The sequence below is a fragment of the Chromobacterium sp. FG22 genome, assembly GCF_057809415.1.
This window is the reverse complement of sequence record NZ_JBMDJX010000015.1, coordinates 106,004-128,134: the sequence shown is the minus strand read 5'-3', so window position 1 is coordinate 128,134 and position 22,131 is coordinate 106,004. Positions and strand designations below refer to the sequence as shown.

The 22,131-nt window shown below is 62.6% G+C and carries 21 protein-coding genes; 16 read left to right on the top strand and 5 right to left on the bottom strand.

Going from position 1 to position 22,131, the window contains the following annotated elements:
- Positions 1-83: 83 nt before the first annotated feature.
- From ACODSD_RS15795 to ACODSD_RS15780, 4 genes are all read right to left on the bottom strand, one after another.
- The gene (locus ACODSD_RS15795) at positions 84-791 is read right to left on the bottom strand and encodes an aspartate/glutamate racemase family protein (protein ID WP_253315770.1); all 708 of its coding nucleotides are present in this window, start codon (positions 789-791) and stop codon (positions 84-86) included.
- Positions 792-836: 45 nt separating this feature from the next.
- Complete coding sequence (locus tag ACODSD_RS15790; protein WP_488877760.1) at positions 837-1,715, bottom strand: alpha/beta fold hydrolase; 879 nt, start codon at positions 1,713-1,715, stop codon at positions 837-839.
- A 146-nt stretch (positions 1,716-1,861) separates the two neighbouring features.
- Entirely contained in the window at positions 1,862-2,191 is a 330-nt protein-coding gene (locus ACODSD_RS15785) for a DHCW motif cupin fold protein (protein WP_048411883.1), read from the bottom strand.
- An 84-nt stretch (positions 2,192-2,275) separates the two neighbouring features.
- Complete coding sequence (locus ACODSD_RS15780; RefSeq protein ID WP_488877759.1) at positions 2,276-5,212, bottom strand: hybrid sensor histidine kinase/response regulator; 2,937 nt, start codon at positions 5,210-5,212, stop codon at positions 2,276-2,278.
- Positions 5,213-5,352: 140 nt separating this feature from the next.
- Here ACODSD_RS15780 and ACODSD_RS15775 point away from each other — a divergent pair, with 140 nt between their 5' ends.
- The 16 genes from ACODSD_RS15775 (at position 5,353) to ACODSD_RS15700 (ending at position 20,635) form a co-directional block, all read left to right on the top strand.
- Positions 5,353-5,955: a response regulator gene (locus ACODSD_RS15775; protein ID WP_486636900.1), complete on the top strand. Its 603-nt coding sequence runs from the start codon at positions 5,353-5,355 to the stop codon at positions 5,953-5,955.
- Between the two features lie 171 nt (positions 5,956-6,126).
- Positions 6,127-7,077 carry an alpha/beta hydrolase gene (locus ACODSD_RS15770; protein WP_488877758.1) on the top strand — a complete coding sequence of 317 codons (951 nt, stop codon included), beginning with the start codon at positions 6,127-6,129 and terminating at the stop codon, positions 7,075-7,077.
- Positions 7,078-7,196: 119 nt separating this feature from the next.
- Positions 7,197-7,868, top strand: a complete 672-nt coding sequence (locus ACODSD_RS15765; protein WP_488877757.1) for a DUF1120 domain-containing protein — start codon at positions 7,197-7,199, stop codon at positions 7,866-7,868.
- Positions 7,869-7,967: 99 nt separating this feature from the next.
- Entirely contained in the window at positions 7,968-8,669 is a 702-nt protein-coding gene (locus tag ACODSD_RS15760; RefSeq protein WP_488877756.1) for a fimbria/pilus chaperone family protein, read from the top strand.
- Complete coding sequence (locus tag ACODSD_RS15755; RefSeq protein ID WP_488877755.1) at positions 8,670-11,168, top strand: fimbria/pilus outer membrane usher protein; 2,499 nt, start codon at positions 8,670-8,672, stop codon at positions 11,166-11,168.
- A 15-nt stretch (positions 11,169-11,183) separates the two neighbouring features.
- Positions 11,184-11,738: a DUF1120 domain-containing protein gene (locus tag ACODSD_RS15750; RefSeq protein WP_488877754.1), complete on the top strand. Its 555-nt coding sequence runs from the start codon at positions 11,184-11,186 to the stop codon at positions 11,736-11,738.
- Between the two features lie 426 nt (positions 11,739-12,164).
- Positions 12,165-12,515 carry a hypothetical protein gene (locus tag ACODSD_RS15745; RefSeq protein WP_488877753.1) on the top strand — a complete coding sequence of 117 codons (351 nt, stop codon included), beginning with the start codon at positions 12,165-12,167 and terminating at the stop codon, positions 12,513-12,515.
- A 276-nt stretch (positions 12,516-12,791) separates the two neighbouring features.
- Positions 12,792-13,505 carry a 5'-methylthioadenosine/S-adenosylhomocysteine nucleosidase family protein gene (locus ACODSD_RS15740; RefSeq protein WP_081575683.1) on the top strand — a complete coding sequence of 238 codons (714 nt, stop codon included), beginning with the start codon at positions 12,792-12,794 and terminating at the stop codon, positions 13,503-13,505.
- A 263-nt stretch (positions 13,506-13,768) separates the two neighbouring features.
- The gene (locus ACODSD_RS15735; RefSeq protein ID WP_488877752.1) at positions 13,769-14,227 is read left to right on the top strand and encodes a hypothetical protein; all 459 of its coding nucleotides are present in this window, start codon (positions 13,769-13,771) and stop codon (positions 14,225-14,227) included.
- 185 nt (positions 14,228-14,412) lie between these two features.
- Positions 14,413-15,741, top strand: a complete 1,329-nt coding sequence (locus tag ACODSD_RS15730; protein WP_488877751.1) for an amidase — start codon at positions 14,413-14,415, stop codon at positions 15,739-15,741.
- Between the two features lie 266 nt (positions 15,742-16,007).
- A complete protein-coding gene (locus ACODSD_RS15725; RefSeq protein ID WP_146176616.1) occupies positions 16,008-16,319 on the top strand; it encodes a DUF1484 family protein in 312 nt (103 codons plus the stop codon).
- 291 nt (positions 16,320-16,610) lie between these two features.
- The gene (locus tag ACODSD_RS15720; RefSeq protein ID WP_107799146.1) at positions 16,611-16,943 is read left to right on the top strand and encodes a hypothetical protein; all 333 of its coding nucleotides are present in this window, start codon (positions 16,611-16,613) and stop codon (positions 16,941-16,943) included.
- A gap of 51 nt (positions 16,944-16,994) precedes the next feature.
- Positions 16,995-17,618, top strand: coding sequence for a thiol:disulfide interchange protein DsbA/DsbL (locus tag ACODSD_RS15715; RefSeq protein ID WP_158274268.1), 624 nt, complete (start codon positions 16,995-16,997; stop codon positions 17,616-17,618).
- 170 nt (positions 17,619-17,788) lie between these two features.
- Entirely contained in the window at positions 17,789-18,952 is a 1,164-nt protein-coding gene (zapE, locus tag ACODSD_RS15710; protein WP_488877750.1) for a cell division protein ZapE, read from the top strand.
- Between the two features lie 12 nt (positions 18,953-18,964).
- Positions 18,965-19,546, top strand: coding sequence for a uracil-DNA glycosylase family protein (locus ACODSD_RS15705; RefSeq protein WP_227103906.1), 582 nt, complete (start codon positions 18,965-18,967; stop codon positions 19,544-19,546).
- A gap of 192 nt (positions 19,547-19,738) precedes the next feature.
- Positions 19,739-20,635, top strand: coding sequence for an alpha/beta fold hydrolase (locus ACODSD_RS15700; RefSeq protein WP_488877749.1), 897 nt, complete (start codon positions 19,739-19,741; stop codon positions 20,633-20,635).
- Positions 20,636-20,836: 201 nt separating this feature from the next.
- Here the strand turns inward: ACODSD_RS15700 and ACODSD_RS15695 are convergent, their stop codons facing one another.
- Positions 20,837-22,111 (bottom strand): MFS transporter, encoded by a 1,275-nt coding sequence (locus tag ACODSD_RS15695; protein WP_488877748.1) that lies wholly within the window; start codon positions 22,109-22,111, stop codon positions 20,837-20,839.
- Positions 22,112-22,131: the final 20 nt, after the last annotated feature.

Here is a 22,131-nt window from a genome sequence, read left to right as displayed (position 1 = left end):
GCGCGTTGGCAGCTATTTCGGCCTATGGTTCGTCCAAGGTCTCGCCTGGGTCCGCGAGACCGAGAACAGCCGCGGCTCGGCGTCTATCGCCGGCCAGCGGCGTCCGCGAGCGCGAACTCAAGCGCGGCCTCGACATGAATCCGGGTGGTGTCGAACACCGGCACCGGCACGTCGGCCTGGCTCAACAGCAGCGGAAGCTCGGTGCAGCCGAAGACGATGCCCTCGGCGCCGCGCGCTATCAACTGTTGGATCGCCTCCAGATAAGCGGCCTTGGTGGCCGGCGACGCCACGCCGCGGCCCAGCTCGTCGCGCAGGGTGCGCTGAATGAAATCGCGGGTGTGCTGAGCCTCCGGGATCAAGGTCTCAATGCCGTTTTGCCGCATCTTGTCCCGGAAAAACGGCAGCTCCATGGTGAATTGAGTGCCGAGCAGGCCGACGGTCCGCAGCCGCTGCTTGGCGACTTCCCGCGCCGTGGCGGCGGCGATATGGATGATGGGGAGGCCCGCGGCCGTTTCCAGGCGCTCGGCCACGACGTGCGCGGTATTGGCGCACAGCACGATGGCCTCGGCCCCGGCGGCTTTTAAATGCAGGCAGCCTTTGAGCAGCAGCGCATAGGTGTGCTCCCAGTCGTCCCAGCCGCGCTGCTGGATATCGTTGAAATTCAGCGAGTAGACGACGCACTCGGCAAAATTGAGGCCGCCCAGGGCGGTGTTGACGCCTTCGTTCAGATAGCGATAGTAATCCAGCGTCGATACCCAACTGATGCCGCCCAGCAGGCCGAGGGTTCTCATGGCGTTCCTTAAGCTGTTTATAAAAGATACGGAGCGAGGGAGGGGTCAAGTCGCTGCGGCGAGCGCGCGGGCCTCGGGTTTTTCCAGCCAGTCCAGCAGCAAGGGCCACACCTCTTTGCTGGCGGAGGAGGAGTGCATCACCCTGGCATGGTTGTAGCCCGCGCTGAACCCGGCCGCGACCGAACAGAATAGCGCCAGGTTCTCTTGCCCTTTAAAGGCCGCCAGAAACTGCCGGCAGGCGGAGGGCGGGGCAATGAGAGAGTCGTTTTCGGCAAAGACCGCGAGGATGGGCGCTGAGATTTGCGGTAAACGCCGCAGATAATCAAAGCCGTCTGCGCCATTGAAGCGTCTGTGGATGTTCCAGTCAAACCATTGACGCATCATGTGCCAGGACTCGTCCTGAACGCCGATTCCCAGCCTTTTCCCGGGCAGCCTGCCCGCCAGGCGGCAGGCTTCCCTCATGCCGATAAGGCGCAGCCGTCGCCAGGGCGTCTGGGCGGCATAGCCTGCTTGGCAGGCGAAGAGCGCTATTTTCCCGATGGCTTGGTTGAAATGAGGATGGCGCAACAAGCACATCGCCAGCGCCAATCCCCCTCCGCTGTGGGTCACGCAGTGGAGGCGGGCGACGCCTTCCTCTTCCAGCAGATAGCGCAGCGCCGCGGCCACGTCAAACAGCGCGACGGTCTCAAAATTGAAAGGAGGCGGGTCCCGCTGGCTGTCTCCGTGGCCGCGCCATTCAAGAATCCAGCAAGTGAATCCCCGTTCCGCCAGATGTCTCGCCAGGCCCAGGCAGATGCGCCTATCCGAAAAAGTGCCGTGCGTCATGAACAGATGACGCGGCTGGGAGGCGGGGCTGGAGATCTTCCACAGCGCCAGGGAGACCTGATCTTGGCTGAGCAGCCGGATGAGCACCTCGTTTGTCATTGCTGGATGTCCCGGTTCCGACGAGCCGCCGCGGCAGGCGCTCGCGGCGTGATCTTTTCAAAGGAAATGGCGCTCGGCGCTTCCTCCCCTTGCCGCAAGCCTGTTCCGAGGGGGCGGCAAAAGGGCGGAAGCCGGCGCGCCCGGCCTTAATCGACGATGAACAGCTTGGCGCCGGTTTCGGTATGGGACAGATGCGGTTCCGCGTCGTCGGCCACCTGGTAGCTGAGGCCGGGCGTCAAGGTGAAGCTGCGGCCGTCCGCCAGCGTGGTGTGCAGCACCCCTTCCAGACACAGCAGAATGTGGCCTTTGACGCACCAGTGATCCGCGCGGTAGCCCGGCGTGTACTCCACCATGCGGACGCGGATGTCCCCGAAGCGCTGGGTGCGCCAATAGGCGCAGCCGGTTTCGCCGGCATGCTGGGTGGGCTCCAGCGCGGACCAATCGCTGATGCCGAATGGAAGATCGGATATTTTCATGGCGGCTCCTCTTGGGTAGGGGGTCTAAGCGCCTGGCCATTGTCGCCGATGTCCCCGGGCCGCGATAGCGGTCTTAGAGCCTGTTCAAAGTCTCGCGTGCGCCAGCGCCTCCAGCCGATCCAGCAGCGCGCCGGTTTCTTCGCGCAGGCCGGCCGCCACCGCTTGCTCGATTTCCGTACACAGCTCCGCCACCGGCGCCAAGCCGGCCATGGCGAAAGCCCCCTTGGTGGCGTGCAACTGCTGCGTCAGCGGGGCGGAGTCCATCTGCTCCAAAGCTTGCCTCATCAGCCGCAGGGAATGATCCAGCGCGTCCAGCAGTTCGGCGCGCCGAGCGGCGGACAAGGGCGCGGGCGGTCTGGCGGCCGGGCGGTCTTCGGCGGGGCGCAAGGCCAGGCGTTTGCGGATCACGCGGTCCAGCTCCTCCAGGGTAAAGGGCTTGAGCATGAGCTCGTCGATGCCGGCTTGCGCGCAGAGCGGCTGTTCCGCGCTGCCGGCCTGCGCGGTGATGGCGACGATGGGGGCGGCGAAGCCGCTGTCGCGTAGCGCCCGGGCCAGGCTGTAACCGCTGATGTCCGGCATGCTCAGATCGGTCAGCACCAGGGCGTAGGCCTGACGGGCGGCCAGCGCCAGCGCGGCGGCGCCGTTGGCGGCGGTGTCCGCCTGATGGCCCAGTTCGCGGAGCTGGTCCTGGATGAGCGCCCGGATCGCCGGGTGGTCGTCCACCACCAGGATGCGGGCCGCCGGCGCGGCCGGTCCGGCCGCGACGGCGGGCGGCTCGGCAGCCGGCGCGGCGGCGCAGGGCGGCAAGGGCAGGGTCACGACGAAGGTGCTGCCCACCCCGGGAGTGGAGGTGAATTCAATCGTGCCCGCCAGCAATTCCGCCAGTTTCTTGCAGAGCGACAGGCCCAGGCCGGTGCCGCCGAAGCGGCGGGTGATGGAGGCATCCGCCTGGGAAAACTCGGTGAACACCTGGTCGTGGTACTCGGCGGGGATGCCCACGCCGCTGTCCGTCACGCCAATGCGCACCGGCGAATCCGCGCGGTCGTCATCCTGCGGATAGACCTCCAGCAACACCTCGCCGCTGAGCGTGAACTTGATCGCGTTGCCCAGCAGATTCAGCATGATCTGCCGGACGCGGCCGGGATCGCCCAGATAAGCCGGCGCCAATTGCGCGTCTATCATGCAGGAGAATTCCAGGCCCTTGGCGCGGGCCAGCGGCTCCATGCTGGCCGCCGCTTCGCGGCCGAGCGCGGCCAGATCGAAGGGAATCCGCTCCACGCTCATCAGCCCGGACTCCACCTTGGACAAGTCCAGAATGTCGTTGATGATGGCCAGCAAGGCCTGGGACGAATGATTGGCTACCGCCAGGCGCTGTTGTTGCGGCGCGGCCAGTTGGGCGCGGCCGAGCAAATCCAGGCTGCTGACGATGGCGTGCAGCGGGGTGCGGATTTCATGGCTGACCATGGCCACAAAGGAAGATTTCGCCTGGCTGGCCGCCTCCGCCGTTTGGCGCGCGCTTTCCAGCTGGCGCTCCAGCGCCTTGCGCGCGGTAATGTCCACCACATTGCACAGCAGAACCCGGATGCCCTGGTAACGCGTGGCCATGGTGGTGCTGTGCAGCTCCATGGCGCTGCCGTCCGCCAGCTCAAACTGGATGTCCCGGTGGCAAGGCGTGGTGCCGAGCGGGGACGCGGTCTGGTGGGTGTCCAGCAACTGCAGGTGCAGGGACGAGCGGGCAATTGAACCCATCCGCGTCCATTGCCGCATCACCTCGTTTTCCAGCAGCACCGTGCCGTCCGCGATGGACAGCAGCGTCAGGCCCGAGGGCGCGGTGTCCACCATGATGCGGTTCAGGTTCTCGCTTTCAAAAATGCGCTGGGCGTTGGAAAAAGCGGGTTTGAAGATCTTGCGATCCAGCAGCAGGATGAAGGTCCAGAGGCAGGTGAGAGCAAACAGCAGGGCGCTGAGATTAATGATCAAGGGCAGCCTCAGATCATTCAACAAGCCGTGCCAGGGGAAAACCTGAATCTGAACCCAGCCCGGGGTGGGCAGACGGGCGCGCAGGATGAACAGGCCGTCGCGGTACTGGAGATCGGACACCGCTTCGTTGATTACGGGCAGGTCCATGGCGCGGAGCCTTGCGATCAGCTTCACGCCCTGCTGCGCTTGCCAGCCAAAGCTGATGTGAAGCGGCCCCATAGGACTGGCGAGCAAGGTGGTTTCATCGCTGATGTCCGGCCGCCAGGTATTCAGCAAGTTATCGATGCGGATATCCCTGGCGAACACGGCGACAGGCGCGCCGTCCACCACGGCGGCCTGCGCCAGACGGATGACGGGGCGGCCGGTCAGCGGCGCGGCGGCGGCGGCCAGCCAAACCGGCTGCCGACTGGCCCGGCCGCTAGCAGTCGTCGGATTGGGCATATTGGTGAAAACCTGCTGTCGGAGGGCCCCCCTGGTCTCCGGCTTGTCTGCGGCCTCCGCGGACAAGTTGGGTGAGACAATCGCCAAAAACCGCTGGTCCGGGCTATACAGATAGGCGCTTACCGACTTTCTCAGTTCGCAATCTCCGCCGCACATCGCGCTGGCGGTATGTTCCGCCAGCGCCAGATAAGGTTCGAAACGGGGGGCCGGGTAGGGGGTGGAGAGCTTGCCCAAGGCCAGCATCGGAGGGTGAGCCTGGGAGGCTTGCAGCCAGGCTTCCCCATTCTGCGCGGTGAATTGGCGCTGTAGCGCCGGGCTGGCTTTGGGCAGCGTCTTCCATGCCGTCTCGGCCTGGCTGACCTGGTGGTGGAGATCGATCGCATGCCCTCTGAGCACCACCTTCAAAGCTGTGCTTTCGGCATCGAATATCTGGTGACGGTCGGATAGCATCTCCTTGCCGGCCAGCCAGAGCGTCAGCAAGGTCAAAGCCAGCAGCGCCAGAGAAATGGCGATGCCCCCGCCAAACAAAGTGATGCGCTGGATGCGCTGCAGGCGACTGAGCGGCTGGCTTTGAGGGAAGTTTGAGTTTGAATTGCGCATGCGGTTTCCGGCGGGGGGCTTGGCTGGGCGGTTGACGATTTTCAGGATATTTGCTTAGCTATAAAAATAGAATGTCTTGAAAACAATTGTTTAAATTTCATGTGAACGACATGGCGACAGCGGAAATAAAAGTCTTCTTAGTGGATGATCATCCCTCGGTGCTCAGCGGCTTGGAGCACGCCTTGCAAGGGCAGCGCTCCATCCGCGTGGCGGGCAAGGCCAATAGCGCCACCGCTCTGTGGGACATGCTGGCCAGCCAGCCTTGCGACGTGCTGGTGTCCGATTACTCCATGCCCGGCTGTGAATCCGGCGACGGCGCGGCCATGTTCGAGCGCTTGCGCCGTCTGTACCCGGAACTGGGCATCGTGGTGCTCACCATGATGGACAACGCCCTGGTGGTGCGCTCGCTGCGCAGCCTGGGCATTCACTGCATCCTGAGCAAATCCGACGCCATCGAGCACCTATTGCCGGCGGTGTACGGCGCCATGGCCAAAACGGCCTACTTCTCCCCGGCGGTGGAGCGTTTGCTGGAGGCCGACCACCTGGCCCAGCCCGCCGACAAGCGCGCCTTGACCGCGCGCGAAGCCGAAGTGGTGCGGCTCTTCGTCGCCGGCCTGACGGTGAACGACATCGCGGCCAAACTCAAGCGCAGCAAGCAAACCATCAGCACCCAGAAGGCCAGCGCCATGCGCAAACTGGGCGCGGAGCGCGACGCGGACCTGCTGCTGCTGTTCAAGCCCTGATACCTTTCTTTTCTCCCGGCGGCCCTTTCTTGGTGCCGCTTCCCCGCCGCGGGTTCCCGCGCATCCTGCGTGTCTGCTCACGCATAGGTCGGCCAGTATAGTCGTTTTAAGGTGTGATCCCCGCCGCGCGGCGCGCATTTCGTACTGGTCAAATATCCCCCCGCACCGAGCATGGCTAAGCTGCCGGATTGGATTTCGCCTGGGCCTGAAAGACGGCAAGCAGGCGAGCATGGCGTTTATATTGAACTGGGTGCTCTGTTGATGGCGGGTGGCGTTTCAAAGTCTGGTGTGCGCATGGGCGCGTTTAAAAGAATCCTGGCCTTGTTGGCCGCCGTTTTGCTGGCGCTGAGCTTATGGGAGCTGGCGCAGCGATACTTCATCCTCAGCCCCTCGTATCAAACCGGCAAAACCCCGCAAGATTACGGGGTGACTTACCAGGAAACCTGGTTGCCGGTCGCCAAGACGGAAGGCGGCGGCCTGGTGCATGCATGGTGGTTGCCGGCCGAATCGCCCGCCGCGCCGGCGGTGCTGTTCTTGCACGGCAACGACAGCACGCTGCACACCGATGTCGATTTAATCCTCAGCCTGCGCCGGCTGGGCCTGGCGGTGATGGCGATCGACTACCGCGGCTACGGCGACGGCGCCTGGTATCTGCCCTCGCAGCGTTCGGTCTACACCGATGCCAGGGTGGCCTGGCAGGCCTTCAAGAAGCTGGCGCCGGAGGCGTCCAAGCACCTGGTGTACGGCCACTCGCTGGGCGGGGCCATCGCCATGGACATGGCGGCGGTGTCGCTGGGCGTGGACGGGGTGATTATCGACGGCGGTTTCTTGTCCGTTGCGGACATCGCCAAATCCTATACCGCCTCATGGCTGCCGTTTGACGCGCTGATCCGCCATAACTTCTCCTCCTATTCCAAACTGCCGGCCATTGCCGCGCCGAAACTATTCATCCATTGCTCCGGAGATGAAGTGGTGCCGATGGAGTTGGGCGAACGCCTATATCAACTCAGTCCTCAGCCTAAAGCCAAATTGTTTATGAAGGGGGGTGATCATGATGCTTGTTATCGTAGGAATAAGGGTGAGTGGGGGCGTTTTGTTAATGGAGTTGCGAAGGGTGTTTGAGGGTTGGTTTGTGTTGTGGTAGATGAGTTTTTTGATTTTAGAGTGGGGTGGTCTCGTTTAGTACTAGTCAGATGTTTGTTTTTGATGGTTTATTTTAATATGGCTTCTCTTTATTATTAATGAATGGTTTTTATATGTTGAGCTTTTGTAAAGTAGGTGCTGGGGTGGTTGTGCTTTGTTTTGCAGGGTTCGCTGCCGCGGACACGGTTGTGGCATCAGGTAATTTTCAAGTTAAGGGGGAGATTGTTCCTTCCGCATGTAGTGTTATTTTCAATAGTGGAAATGTTCATGATTACGGGAAGGTTTATCAGAAAAATTTGAAGCAAGATGATTATACTATGTTGCCTAGGAAAAATTCATTTCCATTTAAGATTGAATGTGAAAGTGCTACTAGGCTAGCTTGGAAGTTCTTTGATGAGCGTTTGAATTCAAGCTCTAAGATTGGTGACGGTAATTTTGGTCTTGGGTTGTATGGGGATCAGTTAATTGGCTATCATCGAATGGGGTTGCTGCAAGGTGATAAGGGTGTGGTGATGGACGATAACGGAAAAGTGGAGGATTTTACTCTTTCTACTTCGAAGGATAAAACTGCTTGGGAAGTGGTTCCAAGTAATAAGTATGGTATTTCTGATGGTGTTTATTATTCAGTTGCTAATGCTAAGGGTGAGGTTGTTCCTGTAAAAAGTTACGAGGTGAAACTTACTAATACGGTTTATATTGCTCCAGGCTTGGAGATGAAGGATAGTGTTTCTTTTGATGGTAGTGTTCGAGTCGATTTGTACTATCTCTAACTATACTTGGTTGTGATCTCTTTATTTTGAGTTTTCTATATGAACTGCCTCCTTGTTGTTGGAGGCAGTTTTTTGGTGGTTTGTTGTGGAGGTGTTTGAGTGTTTTTTTTATTAAGGTTAGTTTTTGTTTTTTATGGGGTGGTGCTCTTTTGGGGTGGGACTTGCGCTTATGCCTCTGGGATGCTTCCAAATACCTCTGTTGTATTGGTTGGGGAGGGGGAAGGTGGGACGATTTTGTTACAAAATACAGAGGAAGTCCCATTGTTGTTGCACTCGGTGATTGAAGACTTGATTGAAGACAAAGATCCTATATTGATGTTGACGCCACCGGTAACACGAGTTGAGGCTGGTGAAAAGCAGCAGGTGCGGTTTATGTTGCATAATAAGCAGCCGTTACAAACACAACGGTTGAAAAGGGTGATTTTTGAAGGTATCCCTCAGAAATCGAAAGCTGGTAGTGCACAAGTTACGATTGCAGTACGGCAAAACTTGCCTGTGGTAATTCATCCAAAGGGCCTTCCGGTAAACCGAGAGCCATGGAAATTATTAAAGTGGTCCTTGAGTGACGGCCTGCTGACATTGGCAAACGACAGTCCTTATGTGGTCCGGATGGCTCAGGTCGTGAATCTCCAGCCGCAGGGCACCGCGGTGCAATTGGAGCGCAGCTATGTGTTGCCGGGGCAGACGCTGTCGTTCCCGGTTACGGATACCGAGGTCGAGGCAGTCAGGCTGTACCCGGCTACTCTGTACGGCTTTAGCGTGGACAGTTACGACGCGCCGTTGACGGCCAAGGCCGGCTAATTGTCGGTTTGGCAAGAGCTCCCGGCCTATTGCGGGCGTGGGGAGGCGTGGGCGGGTGCCCGGCTGCCGACGAGGCCCTGGAAACGCCGACCGCTGGCGGCGGCCCTGCTGCTGGCCCTGGGCGCGACGCCGTCGCTGGCATTGGGCGCCGAAGCGGCCGAAGAGGCGATGTTCGACGCCGATGTTTTGCGCGCGCGCGGTCTGGACCCGGCCTTGGCCGAGTACTTTCGCGGCAAGCCGCGTTTTGCCGAGGGGCGTCAGCCAGTGAGTTTGTCGCTCAATGGCGAGGCATTGGGCGAGGTGGAGGCTGAGTTCGACGCGCAAGGCCAGTTGTGCTTCAGCCCGGCCTTGCTGGAACAGGCGCGTTTGCAAGGTCCGCCCCCGGATGAGGCGGAGGGCGTCTCCGTGGCGCCGGCCTGCTACGACTTTGTCGGCGCGTGGCCGCAGACCCAGGTGCAACTAAACCCCAATCTGAACCGGGTGGCGCTGTTGGTGCCCACCGCGGCCATCCTGCCGCAGCCGCAAGAAGAGATTCAGCTGGAAAGCGGCGGCGTCGGCGGCATGCTGAACTACGACCTCAGCGCGAGCAGCTATCAGGGCCTGGGCAGCGGCAGCCGCAGCTTGTCGCTGGACACCGAGGCCGGCGTCAATATTGGCGACTGGATTGTGCGCAGCCGCCAGTTCTACTACGCCAATAACGGTCAAGGGCAGTTCAGCGATCTGGGCGCTTACGCCCAACGCTCCTTCGTCTCCCAGCGCGCGCGTCTGCAGTTGGGTGTAATCAATGTCGACAGCCCGCTGTTTGCCGCCGGCCAGTTGCTGGGCGCGCAGTGGACGCCGGAGAGCGGCCTGGAGCAGGGCGGCCCCGGCGCGCGGGTGGAGGGCATCGCCAATAGCGTGGCGCGGGTGGAGGTGCGGCAGGCGGGGGTGTTGATCCATGTTGCGCAAGTGCCGGCCGGGCCCTTCTCTTTTGACCATATCCGCCTCAACAACCGCCATGTCGATCTGGAAGTGACGGTGGCGGAGAGCGACGGCGGCGAGCGGCGTTTCACGGTGCCGGCGGCAAGCCTGGCGCTGGATGCGGCCGCGCCGCTGGGCTATTCGCTGGCCATGGGCCGCTTGCGCGATGTTGCCGACGACGGCGAGGAACCCTTGCTGCTGACCGGTTCCGGCAGTTGGGCGCTGGGACAACGGGCGCAAGGGACGCTGGGCGCGCTCGGCACACCGCAATACCAGGCCCTGGGCCTGGGGGCGGATGTCGGCCTGGGCGTCGACACGACCTTGAGCGCGCGCGGCGTGGCCTCCATGGCGCGGGAAGAGGGCGTGTTCGGCCATCAATCCAACTGGGCGATGAGCACGCGGATGAGCGAGGCGATGAGCGCCTCCTTGTCGGCCTCGTTTCAATCCGAGGGCTACCGCGATCTGGGCGAGGCGACGACGGCTTATGGTCGAGAGCAAGCCGGCCAAGCGCGCAAGCGCCGCACCCGCGCCCAGTATTCGGCTTCTCTGGGCTGGAGCCATCAGCGCGTCGGCAGCTTCCGGCTGTCCTATTCCACCAGCCGCAGCTTTGACGGACATGTCAGCAGCCGCTGGCTGGGCAGTTGGGGCAAGTCTTTCAAACGGATGTCGCTGAATCTGAACGTGGAGAACGGCCGCAACTCCTTTGACGGCCGCCGTTATCAAGCCTGGTATCTGAACTTCAGCCTGCCGCTGGAAAAACGCCGCATCAACAGCACGGTGCGCAGCAGCGGCGGCGACATCAATCTGAATACCTCGGTCAGCGAAACCGTCAACGAGTATTGGGGCTATCAACTGAGCGCGGAACAGAGCCGCCGCGGCACCGGGGTGAGCGCCAATGTCAACGTGCAGCCGCGTTACGCCAGCGCCCGGCTGGGCGTGGGGCAGAACTACGCCGGCCGCCATTTTTCCGCCGGGCTGAGAGGCGGCCTAGCCTTCCACCGCGACGGCGTCACCGCCTCCCCGGCACAGATCCAGGACAGCTTTGGCGTGTTGTCCACCGGCAAGGTGTCCGGGGTACGGGTCAACACGCCGGGCGGCGCGGTATGGACCGACGCCGGCGGCCGCGCGGTGATCCCCAGCTTGACGGCTTACGACGTCAGCCGGCTGGAAGTGGATGTGAAAAGCCTGCCGCGCACGGTGGAGCTGAAAAACGGCTACAAGGAGTTGAAAGTCAGCCGCGGCGCGGTGCGTCATGTGGAGTTCGACGTGTTCCAGACCCGCCGCGTGTTGTTGGAGGTCAAGGATGGCTTGGGCCAGCCGCTGAGCGCCGGCGGATCGGTGCTGACGGCGGACAACCGTTTCGTCACCACCGTGGTGGAGGGCGGCAAGGTCTTCCTCGACAATGCCGAGCCGGGGCAAGTTCTGACCGTGACCACGTCCAACGGCAACCGTTGCCAGCTGGATTTCGCGCTGCCGGAAACGGCGGACGAGCAGGTGTTTTACGAGCAGTTGGACGCGGTGTGCCGGGCGGAAGCCTGAGTGGAGAGTGACTTGATGAAAGTAATGATTAAACGAGCGGTTTGCCTGGCCGGCCTGTTTCTGTGTCAGACGGCCTTGGCCGACAACTGCGTGATGCGCTTGAGCGGCGAGCAGTTGGATTACGGCGTGTTGAACAAAGGCCAGTTCAAGAGGGCCAAGTCCGGGGTGTTGGCCTTGGGCAAGCGGCGGATGACGCTGAGCGTTCAATGCGAGCAGCCAAGCGCCATCCGGCTGCGGCTGGAGGCGGAGCCGGCCGCCAAGGGCATGGCCTTGTGGAACGGCAAGGGCCACTACCGGATGAGCATGGGCGCGGCGCAATTGGACGGCCAGCCGGTGCTGCTGGCCGCCGTGCGTACCGAACAGGCGGCGCTGGAGCAGGCTGCGGCGGAGGTGGCGGTGGACGCCGAACATAAAATATGGGCGGTGGCGGACGGCAAGCCGGCGCGCGGCAAGCTGTTTACCGCGCAAATCTGGGTGGACGCCCAGGTGACGGCCGATACGCTGCGCGCGCGCGATGTGGAGCATTTGAGCAGCGGCGGGCGCCTGTTGCTGGAGAGGGACGACCGTTAAAGAGCGGTTAATAAAAATCGGCGTTACGGCTGAGGCAAGACCCGCCGCCGCATCAGGGGTGTGTTTGCCGCTCCAGGCGTCGTTCCTGTTTGGCCGGGCTTGAACCGATCAAGCGCTTAGGCTGAGCCTGACTTTTTCTCCGCCCACTGATGTCTCAAGCCTGTAGGGCCGCCAACGGATTCCCGATCCCGCCTTGCGTCTGCCGGGCCTTGCTGGCGAGAAGAGAACGCTGTCAAAAACGGTATCGATATGAAATATCCTTTGCTGCCTTAATTTAGTACCCGTCCTATTAAAATCCGGAAAAATTAAGCGTAGCGTTGCGCCTAGCATTATTCCTGGCCGTGAGGCATGTCAGTTGTGATTTCGGCTTGTCTCGCTCTTGCTGGCCAGGTCATGAATACGCTCTTAGGCAAAGGTATAGAAATCATGCTGAAGTCATTCCAGGTCGCAGTCGACGACTCTTTACTCAACGCGTTTTCCCATGAAAACCAGCACATTCAGCTAAGCATCGGCATTGGCCATCATAAAGTCAGCGACATCACCTTAAGCCAGGGCGATATTGAAGGCATTGTTACCCATAGTGCGGCTTTTTCGGTGGAGGGGATCAAGGCGGACAATGGAATGACCACCATTGTCTTGCGGCTTTCTTCTGGTTTGTGCGAGCAGGATGTTCTGAGATCCATGCATGCCCCATGGCGCGCTTACGCCTTGCCGACAGAAGCGCGTAAGTCCCCCCAGCACACCGTGCTATCCGGAGCCTCCGGAGATCATTGGTAGGTTGGCGTCTGCGGGCTCAAGATCAGCCGATGAAATCGACCTTGAGCAAGCCGGCGCCGGGCAGGCTGTTCACGGCCTGGCTCCAGGGGCGCAGGCGTATCCGCAATAGGCTCTCTCAGAACCTGTTTACGCTCTGCCGCGCGTCGTGAGACGTCACACGGTGAGTACCGCTTCGAAATGCTCATGTACCACGAGTACATTCCGCTTTTTCGCTCATTTTCGCCTTGTCTCGCTCTTGCTCGCGAGACTTTGAACAGGCTCTATTTAGGGCACAACATGAATATCTTGCTATTGTCGGCCTTTCCCGCCGAATCCGCCCTGCTGTCGCAACAGCTGTCCGCCGCGTGGGAGCCTGAGCCCATGCTCGGCGCTTTGTCCTGTCGCAGCCTTCAATACAAGCTCCACCAGCTTTATCTGGCCGAAACCGGCGTGGGCACGGAAGACGCCGCCTTGACCACTCAAGCCGTGCTGCTGCAACGGGATATCGATCTGGTCTTGTTGCTGGGGACTTCAGGCGCAGTGGGAGATCATTGGGAGATAGGCGATGTCGTCGCCGGCAGCAAAGTCGTGCAGATGGATCTTTACGGCATCGACAAGATCCTGAAAGGCACGCTGTTTGAATCCTGCCTGTTTAACAGCAATACCCATGCTCCGCTGGAGACGGAATGGGACGTGGACCGCTATTGGCTGGAGAAGCTGACAGCGCTGCCTGGGGTGAAGCCGGGGCTGATCTTCAGCAGCAACCAGTTCCCAGTCCCTTCCTCCCTATTTCCCTTGATGTTGGAGTTGGGAGGCGGCGTGATTGAGATGGAAGCCTCCGGCGTGATGCGCGCCGCCAGCCGGCTGGGCTCCACGCCGGTGCTGGTGCTGAGGGCGGTCAGCAATATCATTGACAGCCGATGGCACGATACGGGTACGCCCGAGCATGGCATTGAGTTGCGCGCGGAGCGGCTGTCCGCCGCCGTGTTGAAGCTGCTGTCCGCAATTTGAAGCTTGCCAAGAGGCTGTTCAAAGTCCCGCTTTGGCTTGCCGGGCTTTGAACCGCTTCTTCATTTCCCCCGTTTGATCTCCCGCCTGGCCGGGCGGCCGTCTCCGGCTTGACGCTCCGCCCCCGTCTCAGTACTCTTTGCCTCGCGCTGCGCCAAATAACGCCGCGCCAGGCAGGCAAGCCTATCAATCTCCGTGATCGCAGTCATGTTGCGTCCACCCGGGCGCCGCACGTCTGTTGCCACGCATCTGCATCTGGGCAGGGCGTGGCAGGGAGCCTCTCGGGGCTGCCGGTCGACATCACGGAGAACCGGTCTTGCCACCTTGTCACGCTCCTGCTCGTATCCGAGCAGGCTTCCAAAGCTGACTTGGAGACTGCAATGACTCCTTCTGATTTTTCCCCCGCTTTTGCCAAACCACCCCCGGCCACTTGCCAAGAACGCCAGTACTTGCTGTCCCAAACCGCGTTTGCTTGCGCGCAGGCCTTGAATTGCTTCACTGTATTGCGTTCCGCGCTCATGGCGATCCAAGCCAAGCGCAGCGGCAGCGAACCGTCCCATCTGCAATTGTTGGCGCGCCTCTCGCTTGAGGTGCTGGACGATTGCGCCGCCCGCCTGCAAACCCTTTACATCGAAACTGATGAGGCGCTCAAGACCGCGCCGCCCGCGCCGGCCCATTCGGAGGCCGCCGCCGCGCCGTGCTTGAAGCCGGACGCCGCCCGGTAAACAAGGGCGGCCCGCGCCTGCGCGCGGATTTCACATTTTCACGAGGAGTTCACTTTAGCCATCGCATGTAGTCGGGAGATCGTCATGTCGCAACATCATGAGTTTGGGGCGCGCCGCAGCCGGGCGTCGGTGGAGAAACCGCAGGGGAGAGATGCCCGCCGCGTCAACGCCGGGGAGGGCACGGCATGAAAGCGACCGTGATGCAGTTGCATCGGGATTTGCAATTGGGCAGAACCAGCAGCGTGGCGCTGACGGAGCAGGCGCTGACCGTCATCGCCGGCCATAGGGCGGCAGGAGGCGCGGCGTTTACCCATGTGGACGCCCAAGCCGCGCTGGCCGCCGCCCGGCAGATCGACGCCGTCGGTCTCTATCCCACGCCGCTGGCGGGTCTTCCCCTGTCGGTCAAAGACCTGTTCGACGTCCAGGGCCAGATCACCACCGCCGGCTCCGTGGTGCGGAAGCAAAATCCGCCGGTGCAGCAGGATGCAACCGTGGTGGCGAAGCTGCGCGCGGCCGGCGCGGTGCTGCTGGGGCGCACCAATATGAGCGAGTTCGCTTGCTCCAGCCTGGGCTTGAATCCGCATTACGGCACCCCGCGCAATCCCGGCGATCCGGAACGCGTGGCGGGCGGGTCCAGTTCCGGCGCGGCCGTCAGCGTGGCCCTGGACATGAGCGTTGCCGCGCTGGGCTCGGACACCGGCGGCTCGGCGCGCATTCCCGCCGCCTTTTGCGGCCTGGTCGGTTTCAAGCCCACGGCGAAGCGGGTGCCGATGCAGGGCTGCCTGCCCTTGTCGCCGTCGCTGGATTCCATCGGAACGCTGGGGCGCTCGGTTTCTTGCTGCGCCATCCTGGACGCGGTGCTTTGTAGCGGCTGGACGCCCTCTCATGCGCGCGGTCAGCCCCCCGACGTGAAAAAACGCCGGCTTTACGTGACCGAAGACTATCTTGCCGAGCATCTGGACCTCGCCGTGGCCCAGGCTTTTGACGAGGCCCTGGCGCGTTTGTCCCAGGCCGGCGCCCGCATCATACGTTTCGATTTCCCCGAGCTTGGCTGGATTGCGGACATGGACGCCCAGGGCGGGCTGGCGGCGGCCGAGGCCTGGCACGAGCATGGCGAGCGGCTGGAGAGCGAGGACGGCGCTTACTACGACCCGCGCGTGGTCCGACATCTGCGGCAGGGGGCCGGTCAGAGCGCGGTCAGGTATCTGGAGCTGCTGGAGCGTCGCCGCACGCTGCAAGCCGTCGCCGCGCATCGCCTGTCCATGGCCGACGCCTGGCTGATGCCCACGGTGGCGATTCTGCCGCCCAGGCTGGCGGAGCTGGACGACGACGAGGACTACGGCCGTTTGAACCGGCTGGCTCAGCGCAACAGCGCTGTGGCCAATCTGCTGGACGGCTGCGCGCTCAGCCTGCCGCTGACGGCTCAGATCGGTTTGAGCGTGTGCGGGCTGCATGGCCGCGACACCCATACCCTGAAAATCGCCGCCGGCATTGAGCGCGTGTTGGAGTGTTGAACCGGGCCGGTTCAAGGTCTGGCGCGCGAGAGGGAGACAAGGCGAAAACGGCTGAAGAAGCGGAGTGCGCAAGTGGGGCATGAGCGTTCTGAAGCCGGCACTCATCATGCGATGTGGCAGACGTTGAACAGGTTTATTAAGAGCCGCGAACAAAACCTCGCAGAGAACCTGAGCCAAGGCGCGCCGACGCAGGCAGTACAAGTAGTACGGCAAGGAGGCGCAACGCAGGATCAGGGGTTTTGTTAGCGGGTCTAAGGAGAGCGGTGATGAAAGGCCAATTACCCATGATGGAGCAACTGAAGCTGTTGAACCAGGATTTGCTCGACGCCCAGCCGGATCAGCACGCGCTGTTTCATCTTGGCCGGCAGATGGCTTTGCAGTGCGCGGAGATGGACGCCTGCCTGTTGCAGGGCTTGATGGAGATCCGCTCAGCCCATGTCGGTTTGCAAGCCATTCTGACCGTGCTGCAACGCCGCGACGAACCCTTGCTGTTCAGCAGCGAGGAGGCGGCGGCCTTGCTGGAGCCGGTGCAGCAGCGGCTGAGCCAGGGCTTGAACGTTCTTAACCGCCTGGTTTGAGCCCCGCCGCGGCGATGCGCGCGCAACCGCGCGTCGGGGCCGGCTTTTCGTACTGGTCAGATATTTTTTGACGGCGCGCTTGCGCATACTTGCCTCATCTTGTGCGGCGCCCTGCCGCATAGGGTCTCACGCCGATCCCCCGGTGTTGAGCTGCCTAGTGTCTATTGCAAACCCATTATGTTTGCCTCCCTCTCCCTGCGTGGAGAGGGATATTTTTTTAACCGGAATCCCGCTCCGGCCTGTCGGCACGAGCTGATCGCGCCGTTTGCGAGCCATCTGCTAGGAGAAAGCATGAACTTCAATATGAATGTCGCCCAGTTCCAGCACAAATTGGCCGAAATGGAGGAGGAAAACCTCATGTTGCGTTTGCAGCTGGATGTTTACCGCGATGAGTTGTTCAAAAAGTACGAATCGTTTCTCGATGAGAAGTTGACGTCGGAAATGGACAAAAAACTGAGCCTGGACGTACGCAAGGCGGAGGCGGACATGCGCCAGAAAATGCAGGAAGAAATCAAGCTGTTGAGGGAAGAGTTGCAGCGCCTGCGCTCGCTGGGCAAGACCGAGCCCAAGCTGAACAAGGTGGAAAAGACGGCCGAGGTGCCGACTTTGCTGGCCACGGCCTGAATCTGACTGGAGCGGCCGGCTGGCGGCGGATTCCATATGAGCGGAGTTTTCATGAGAGCATTTTTGCTGTTGTGCTGGTTTTTATTGGCCTTGGGCGCGGCGCAAGCGCAGCCGACGGTGGGCAAGGATTACCTGGTGCTGCCCAAGCCGCATCCGGTGTCCAGCGGCGACAAGATCGAGGTGGCGGAGTTTTTCTCCTATCCCTGTCACTATTGTTACGCTCAGGACGCCGCGATCACGGCCTGGTTGAAGGCTCAGCCCAAGGATGTGAACGTGGTGCGCAAGCATGTGGTGTGGGGCCGGCCGATGGAAGGCTTCGCCCGGGTGTTCGCCACCCTGAACGCCGCGGGTTTGGCCGATCGTTTGCATGTGGCCGCTTTCCGCGCGGTGCAGCATGACAAGATCAATCTGGGCAAGGAGGCGGAGTTTGAGAAATGGCTGCGCCGCCAGCCGGGCGTGGACGCCGCCAAGACCATGGCGGTATACCATTCCTTCGCGGTCAAAGCCCAGGTGGAAGCCGCCGCCAAGTTCACCAAGGATTACCGGATTAGCAGCACGCCCATGCTGGTGGTGGACGGAAAATACGTGCTCGCCGCGGCCCAGCCGGTGCAGACGCGGAAAGTGCTGGACGCGCTGCTGGCCAAGGTGAGGGCGCAAAGAAACGGCCAGGTCTGAATGTTTCGACAAGCGGTTCAATGCCGCATCGCCATGCGCGGCGGGCATTGAGCCGCTTCTTGAGAGCACGCAGCCGCCTTATCGGGCGGCCGCATCGTTTTTGCCCGCAGGTCCAAACGGGGTATGATGGCAGACCGTATCGTTTATAGCGTTTGCACACTCCGCCGCCCATGTCCCAGCATACTTTCTCCCCGGATGGGAACGCCCATCTCAGCCCCAAGGCCTGGTATCAGGCCGCCAGCGAAAAACCCGGCTTCATTCACGACGCGGCCCAGGCGGCGGCGATCGAGGAGCTGGACCTGCTGTGGCATCAGCTGGTGGAGTTCAAGAACAAGCGCAATCGCTTCCTCGGGCGCAGCCTGCGCAGCCCGGACGTGCCCAAGGGCCTGTATTTCTGGGGCGGGGTGGGGCGCGGCAAGAGCTTTCTGATGGACGCCTTCTACGCCTGCGTGCCTTACCGCCGCAAGCGCCGCATTCATTTCCACAATTTCATGGCCGAGGTGCACCGCGAGTTGCGCGCGCTGGCCGGCAGCAAGGACCCCTTGCTGGCCTATGCCGACAAGATCGCCCGCGACACCCGTCTGCTGTGCTTCGATGAATTCCACGTCAGCGACATCGCCGACGCGATGATGTTGGGCCGGCTGCTGTCGGCGCTTTTCGAGCGCGGCGTGGTGCTGGTCACCACCTCCAACTACGCGCCGGACGGCCTCTATCCCAACGGCCTGCAAAGGCAGAACTTCCTGCCCACCATTGAACTGATCAAGCGCGAGCTGAAAGTGCTGAACGTGGATGGCGGCAACGATTACCGGCTACGCGTGCTGACGCGCGAACCGCTGTTCATGGTGCCGGCGGACGCGGCCAGCGAGGAGAAGATGGAGCAGCTGTTCCAGCGCCTGAGCCACGGCGTGGAGCAGAAAAAACGCGCCATCGAGGTGCTGGGCCGCGAGATTCCGGTCAAGCGCCTGGCCGCCGGGGCGATCTGGTTCGATTTCCTGGCCTTGTGCGACGGCCCGCGCGCGCAGACCGATTACCTGGAAATCGCCACCGAATACCATACCGTCTTCGTCAGCGGCATTCCCAAGATCACCGCGCGCGAGGCGTCCATCGCCCGCCGCTTCACTTGGCTGGTGGATGTGTTCTACGACAACCGCGTCAAGCTGGTGGCCTCCGCCGCCGCCGAGCCGGAACAGCTGTACACCGAGGGGCTGCAGGCCGGCGAATTCTTCCGCACCGCCAGCCGGCTGACCGAGATGCAATCGCGCAGCTATCTGGAGCTGCCGCACCAGTCCGTCGGCCAGACCCACGACCAGCCGCCGGTCGGCGTGGTGCTGTAAACGGCCGCGGACATGGACGCCGCCGGCCTGCTGCAAGCAGTGCGCGCCTGCCGGCTGTGCGCGGACAGCCTGCCGCACGGCCCGCGCCCGGTGCTGCAATGGCATCCGGACGCGCGCATCCTGATCGCCGGCCAGGCGCCGGGGCGGCGCGTGCACGCGTCCGGCCTGCCGTTCGACGACCCCAGCGGCGAGCGGCTGCGCGATTGGCTGGGCGTGGACAAGACGGTGTTTTACGATGAAACCCGCATCGCCATCCTGCCGATGGCTTTCTGTTATCCCGGCACCGGCCCATCCGGCGATCTGCCGCCGCCGCCGCAATGCGCGGCCGCCTGGCGCCGGCCCTTGCTGGCCGGCCTGCCGCATCTGCAATTGACGATTTTGCTGGGGCAGTACGCGCAGCGCTACCACCTGCCGGGCCGCTATCCGCGGCTGACCGAGGCGGTGGAGCGTTGGCGCGAACACTGGCCGGCCTTGCTGCCGCTGCCGCACCCCAGCCCGCGCAATCAGCTGTGGTTCCGCCGTCATCCCTGGTTCGAGGCCGAGCTGCTGCCGGCCTTGCGGCAGCGGGTGGCCGAGGTGCTGGAGCGCGGCTGAGAAGCTGTTTACGATCTGCCGCGCGTCGGCGGGATGGATAGAAATGGGCGTTGAAACCGAGCTCAAAATGCTCATGTACCACCTGTACATTCCGCTTTTTCGCTCGTTTTCGCCTTGTCTCGTCTTAGCTCGCGAGATCGTAAACACGTTCTAAGCACTATTCACCATCGATGTTTCTCCAAGGAGGCCGCAATGTGGCGACGCTGGATCTGGAACGGCAAGCAATGGTTGTTTGACTGGGGCGTGCGCCAGCAGCGGCGCTGGGCCGGCTTGAGGCCGCGGCGGCTGCGGCTGGAGCAGGGCGAGTTGAGCTGGCTGGAGCGTCCGGCGCCGGCCGGCGCGCCTACGGTGCTGATGCTGCACGGCTTCGGCGCGGAGAAAGACCATTGGGCGATGTTGGCGCGCTGCCTGCCCAAGACCTTCCGTTTGATCCTGCCGGATTTGCCCGGTCACGGCGACAGCATGTCCGGCCTGGACATCAGCTACCGGGTGGAGGCTCAGGCGGACCGGCTGCGCGTTTTCCTGGAGGCCTGGGGCGTGGAGAGCGTCCATTTGATCGGCAATTCCATGGGCGGCGCCATCGCCGCCAACTTCGCCGCGCGCTATCCGCAGTCGGTGGCCAGTCTGACCCTGCTCAACGCCGCCGGCGCCGGCGTCAGCGCCAGTGAAATGGCCGAGTCGTGGCAGCGCAGCGGGGACAACCCGATGCTGGACATGACGAGCGCGGACGGGGTGAGGGCGATGCTGGACTGGGCGATGTACCGGCCGCCGCCGGTGCCCGGCTTCGCCATCGAGGTGGCGGCGGCGCGCAAGGCGGAACGCGCCGAGGTGGAGCGCAGGATTTTCGACGATCTGTTCGACAGCGTGGATCAGCGGCCGGTGCTGGCGAGCATCCAGGCGCCGACCTTGATTGTCTGGGGCCGCGAGGACCGCATCCTGCACGTGGAGGACGCGGACTGCTTCGCCGCCGCCATCGCCGGCAGCGAAAAGCAGGTGCTGGAGCAGGTGGGCCATCTGCCGATGATGGAACAGCCGCGCCGGGTGGCCGCCCTGTGGCTGGAGTTCGCGCGGCGGCGGGCCGGCGTCTGAGAGCCTGCTTACGATCTGCTGCGCGTCGGCGATACGGCGTTGAAAGCAGCTTCAAAATGCTCATGTACCGTGTGTACACTCCGCTTTTTCAGCCGTTTTCGCCTTGTCTCGCCTTAGCTCGCGAGATCGTAAACACGCTCTGATATCCGGTTTACAAGCGCCGCGCGCGGCGCGCTGTTCCCATTCCGACGCCGGCAGGCCTCAGACCGCCGGCCTGGCTTGCGTCTGAGCCGTCGCGACGGCGTCTCCGCGCAGCAAGGCCAGGCCGCAGGCGATCACCACCACCTGGGTGCCGATCAGGCTGGCGAAACCCATGGCGAAGCCGCCGCCGCTGTCCCCGCTCAGGCTGATCAGCCAGCCCATCAACACCGGCATGAGGCCGGCCGTCAGCCCACCTACGCCATTGGTGATGCCGAAGGCGCAGGCCACGTGCTCGGCCCGCGAGTAGTACTGGACGGTGCTGGGAATCGCCGGGCTTTGCAGTCCCCAGCACAGCCCGGCGGCGGTCAGGCAATAGGCGGCGGTGTAGCGGTCCGCGCTGTTGATGGCCAGCAGCACCGCCAGCGCCACGCCCATACTGGCGAAGACGAAGATCAAAGGCACGCGGCGGCGCGGGGTCAGATCCAGCAGCAGGCCGCCCAGCAGCACGCCCAGCACCACCGCGTATTGCGGCAGCGAGGCCAGCCAGCCCATTTCACGCAGGGAGAAGCCCCGGGCCTGCTGCAAATAGGCCGGCAGCCAGTTGCTGCTGCCCCATAGATAGGCGAGAAAAGCGGCGGTGAGCAGGGTCATGGTCAGGATGTGGCGGGTGTGGAAGGCCCCCCGGAACAGATCGGCCACGGTGGCGAGCGCGGCGCGTGGGGACTCCGGCCGCGGCAAGGCGGCGTAAGAGAGGGGCATGCGCACGAAGGCCAGCACCAGCGGCACGCCCAGCAGCACATTGAGCAGACCCAGCAGGTGGAAGGACGATTCCCAGTCCAGCAGCGCCACGGTGTAGCCGATCAGCGGATAGCCGACCGCCAGCCCGAGGCCGGTGCCCATATTGAACAGGGCGTTGGGCTTGCCGCTTTCCCCGCTGTCGAAGTGGGCCTTGATATAGGAGGAGCCCAGCGCGAACAGCGGCCCTTCGGCGAAGCCGAGCAGCGCGCGCGACGTCAGCAACATGCCGTAGCTGTTGAACCAGGGTGAAACAAAGGTGATCAGCCCCCAAAGGCACAGCCCGTAGATCAGGCTGCGGCGCACGCCGAACAAAGCGGCGCAAAATGGGGTGAACAGGATGGCGGACAGGCCGTAACCGGCCATGAAGGCGGTGGCCAGCAGCCCTTGCGCGCCGCGATCGTGCACGGTGATGCCCAGGTGGCGCAGAAAGTCGTTCTGGGTGATCAGCACCGCGATATTGATCCGGTCGACGTAGGAAATGGCGACCACCAGGAACAGCGTGGCCACGCCCAGCCAGCGTTGATTGCGTGTGTTCATTGCTCTTTCTCCTATTGCGT

What these genes read in the sequence shown, in the direction of transcription:
- ACODSD_RS15795 (WP_253315770.1), bottom strand. Translation starts at nt 791, where the DNA reads ATGAGAACCCTCGGCCTGCTGGGCGGCATCAGTTGGGTATCGACGCTG.
- ACODSD_RS15790 (WP_488877760.1), bottom strand. Translation starts at nt 1,715, where the DNA reads ATGACAAACGAGGTGCTCATCCGGCTGCTCAGCCAAGATCAGGTCTCC.
- ACODSD_RS15785 (WP_048411883.1), bottom strand. Translation starts at nt 2,191, where the DNA reads ATGAAAATATCCGATCTTCCATTCGGCATCAGCGATTGGTCCGCGCTG.
- ACODSD_RS15780 (WP_488877759.1), bottom strand. Translation starts at nt 5,212, where the DNA reads ATGCGCAATTCAAACTCAAACTTCCCTCAAAGCCAGCCGCTCAGTCGC.
- ACODSD_RS15770 (WP_488877758.1), top strand. Translation starts at nt 6,127, where the DNA reads ATGGCTAAGCTGCCGGATTGGATTTCGCCTGGGCCTGAAAGACGGCAA.
- ACODSD_RS15765 (WP_488877757.1), top strand. Translation starts at nt 7,197, where the DNA reads ATGAATGGTTTTTATATGTTGAGCTTTTGTAAAGTAGGTGCTGGGGTG.
- ACODSD_RS15750 (WP_488877754.1), top strand. Translation starts at nt 11,184, where the DNA reads ATGAAAGTAATGATTAAACGAGCGGTTTGCCTGGCCGGCCTGTTTCTG.
- ACODSD_RS15745 (WP_488877753.1), top strand. Translation starts at nt 12,165, where the DNA reads ATGCTGAAGTCATTCCAGGTCGCAGTCGACGACTCTTTACTCAACGCG.
- ACODSD_RS15740 (WP_081575683.1), top strand. Translation starts at nt 12,792, where the DNA reads ATGAATATCTTGCTATTGTCGGCCTTTCCCGCCGAATCCGCCCTGCTG.
- ACODSD_RS15730 (WP_488877751.1), top strand. Translation starts at nt 14,413, where the DNA reads ATGAAAGCGACCGTGATGCAGTTGCATCGGGATTTGCAATTGGGCAGA.
- ACODSD_RS15725 (WP_146176616.1), top strand. Translation starts at nt 16,008, where the DNA reads ATGAAAGGCCAATTACCCATGATGGAGCAACTGAAGCTGTTGAACCAG.
- ACODSD_RS15720 (WP_107799146.1), top strand. Translation starts at nt 16,611, where the DNA reads ATGAACTTCAATATGAATGTCGCCCAGTTCCAGCACAAATTGGCCGAA.
- ACODSD_RS15715 (WP_158274268.1), top strand. Translation starts at nt 16,995, where the DNA reads ATGAGAGCATTTTTGCTGTTGTGCTGGTTTTTATTGGCCTTGGGCGCG.
- zapE (WP_488877750.1), top strand. Translation starts at nt 17,789, where the DNA reads ATGTCCCAGCATACTTTCTCCCCGGATGGGAACGCCCATCTCAGCCCC.
- ACODSD_RS15705 (WP_227103906.1), top strand. Translation starts at nt 18,965, where the DNA reads ATGGACGCCGCCGGCCTGCTGCAAGCAGTGCGCGCCTGCCGGCTGTGC.
- ACODSD_RS15700 (WP_488877749.1), top strand. Translation starts at nt 19,739, where the DNA reads ATGTGGCGACGCTGGATCTGGAACGGCAAGCAATGGTTGTTTGACTGG.
- ACODSD_RS15695 (WP_488877748.1), bottom strand. Translation starts at nt 22,111, where the DNA reads ATGAACACACGCAATCAACGCTGGCTGGGCGTGGCCACGCTGTTCCTG.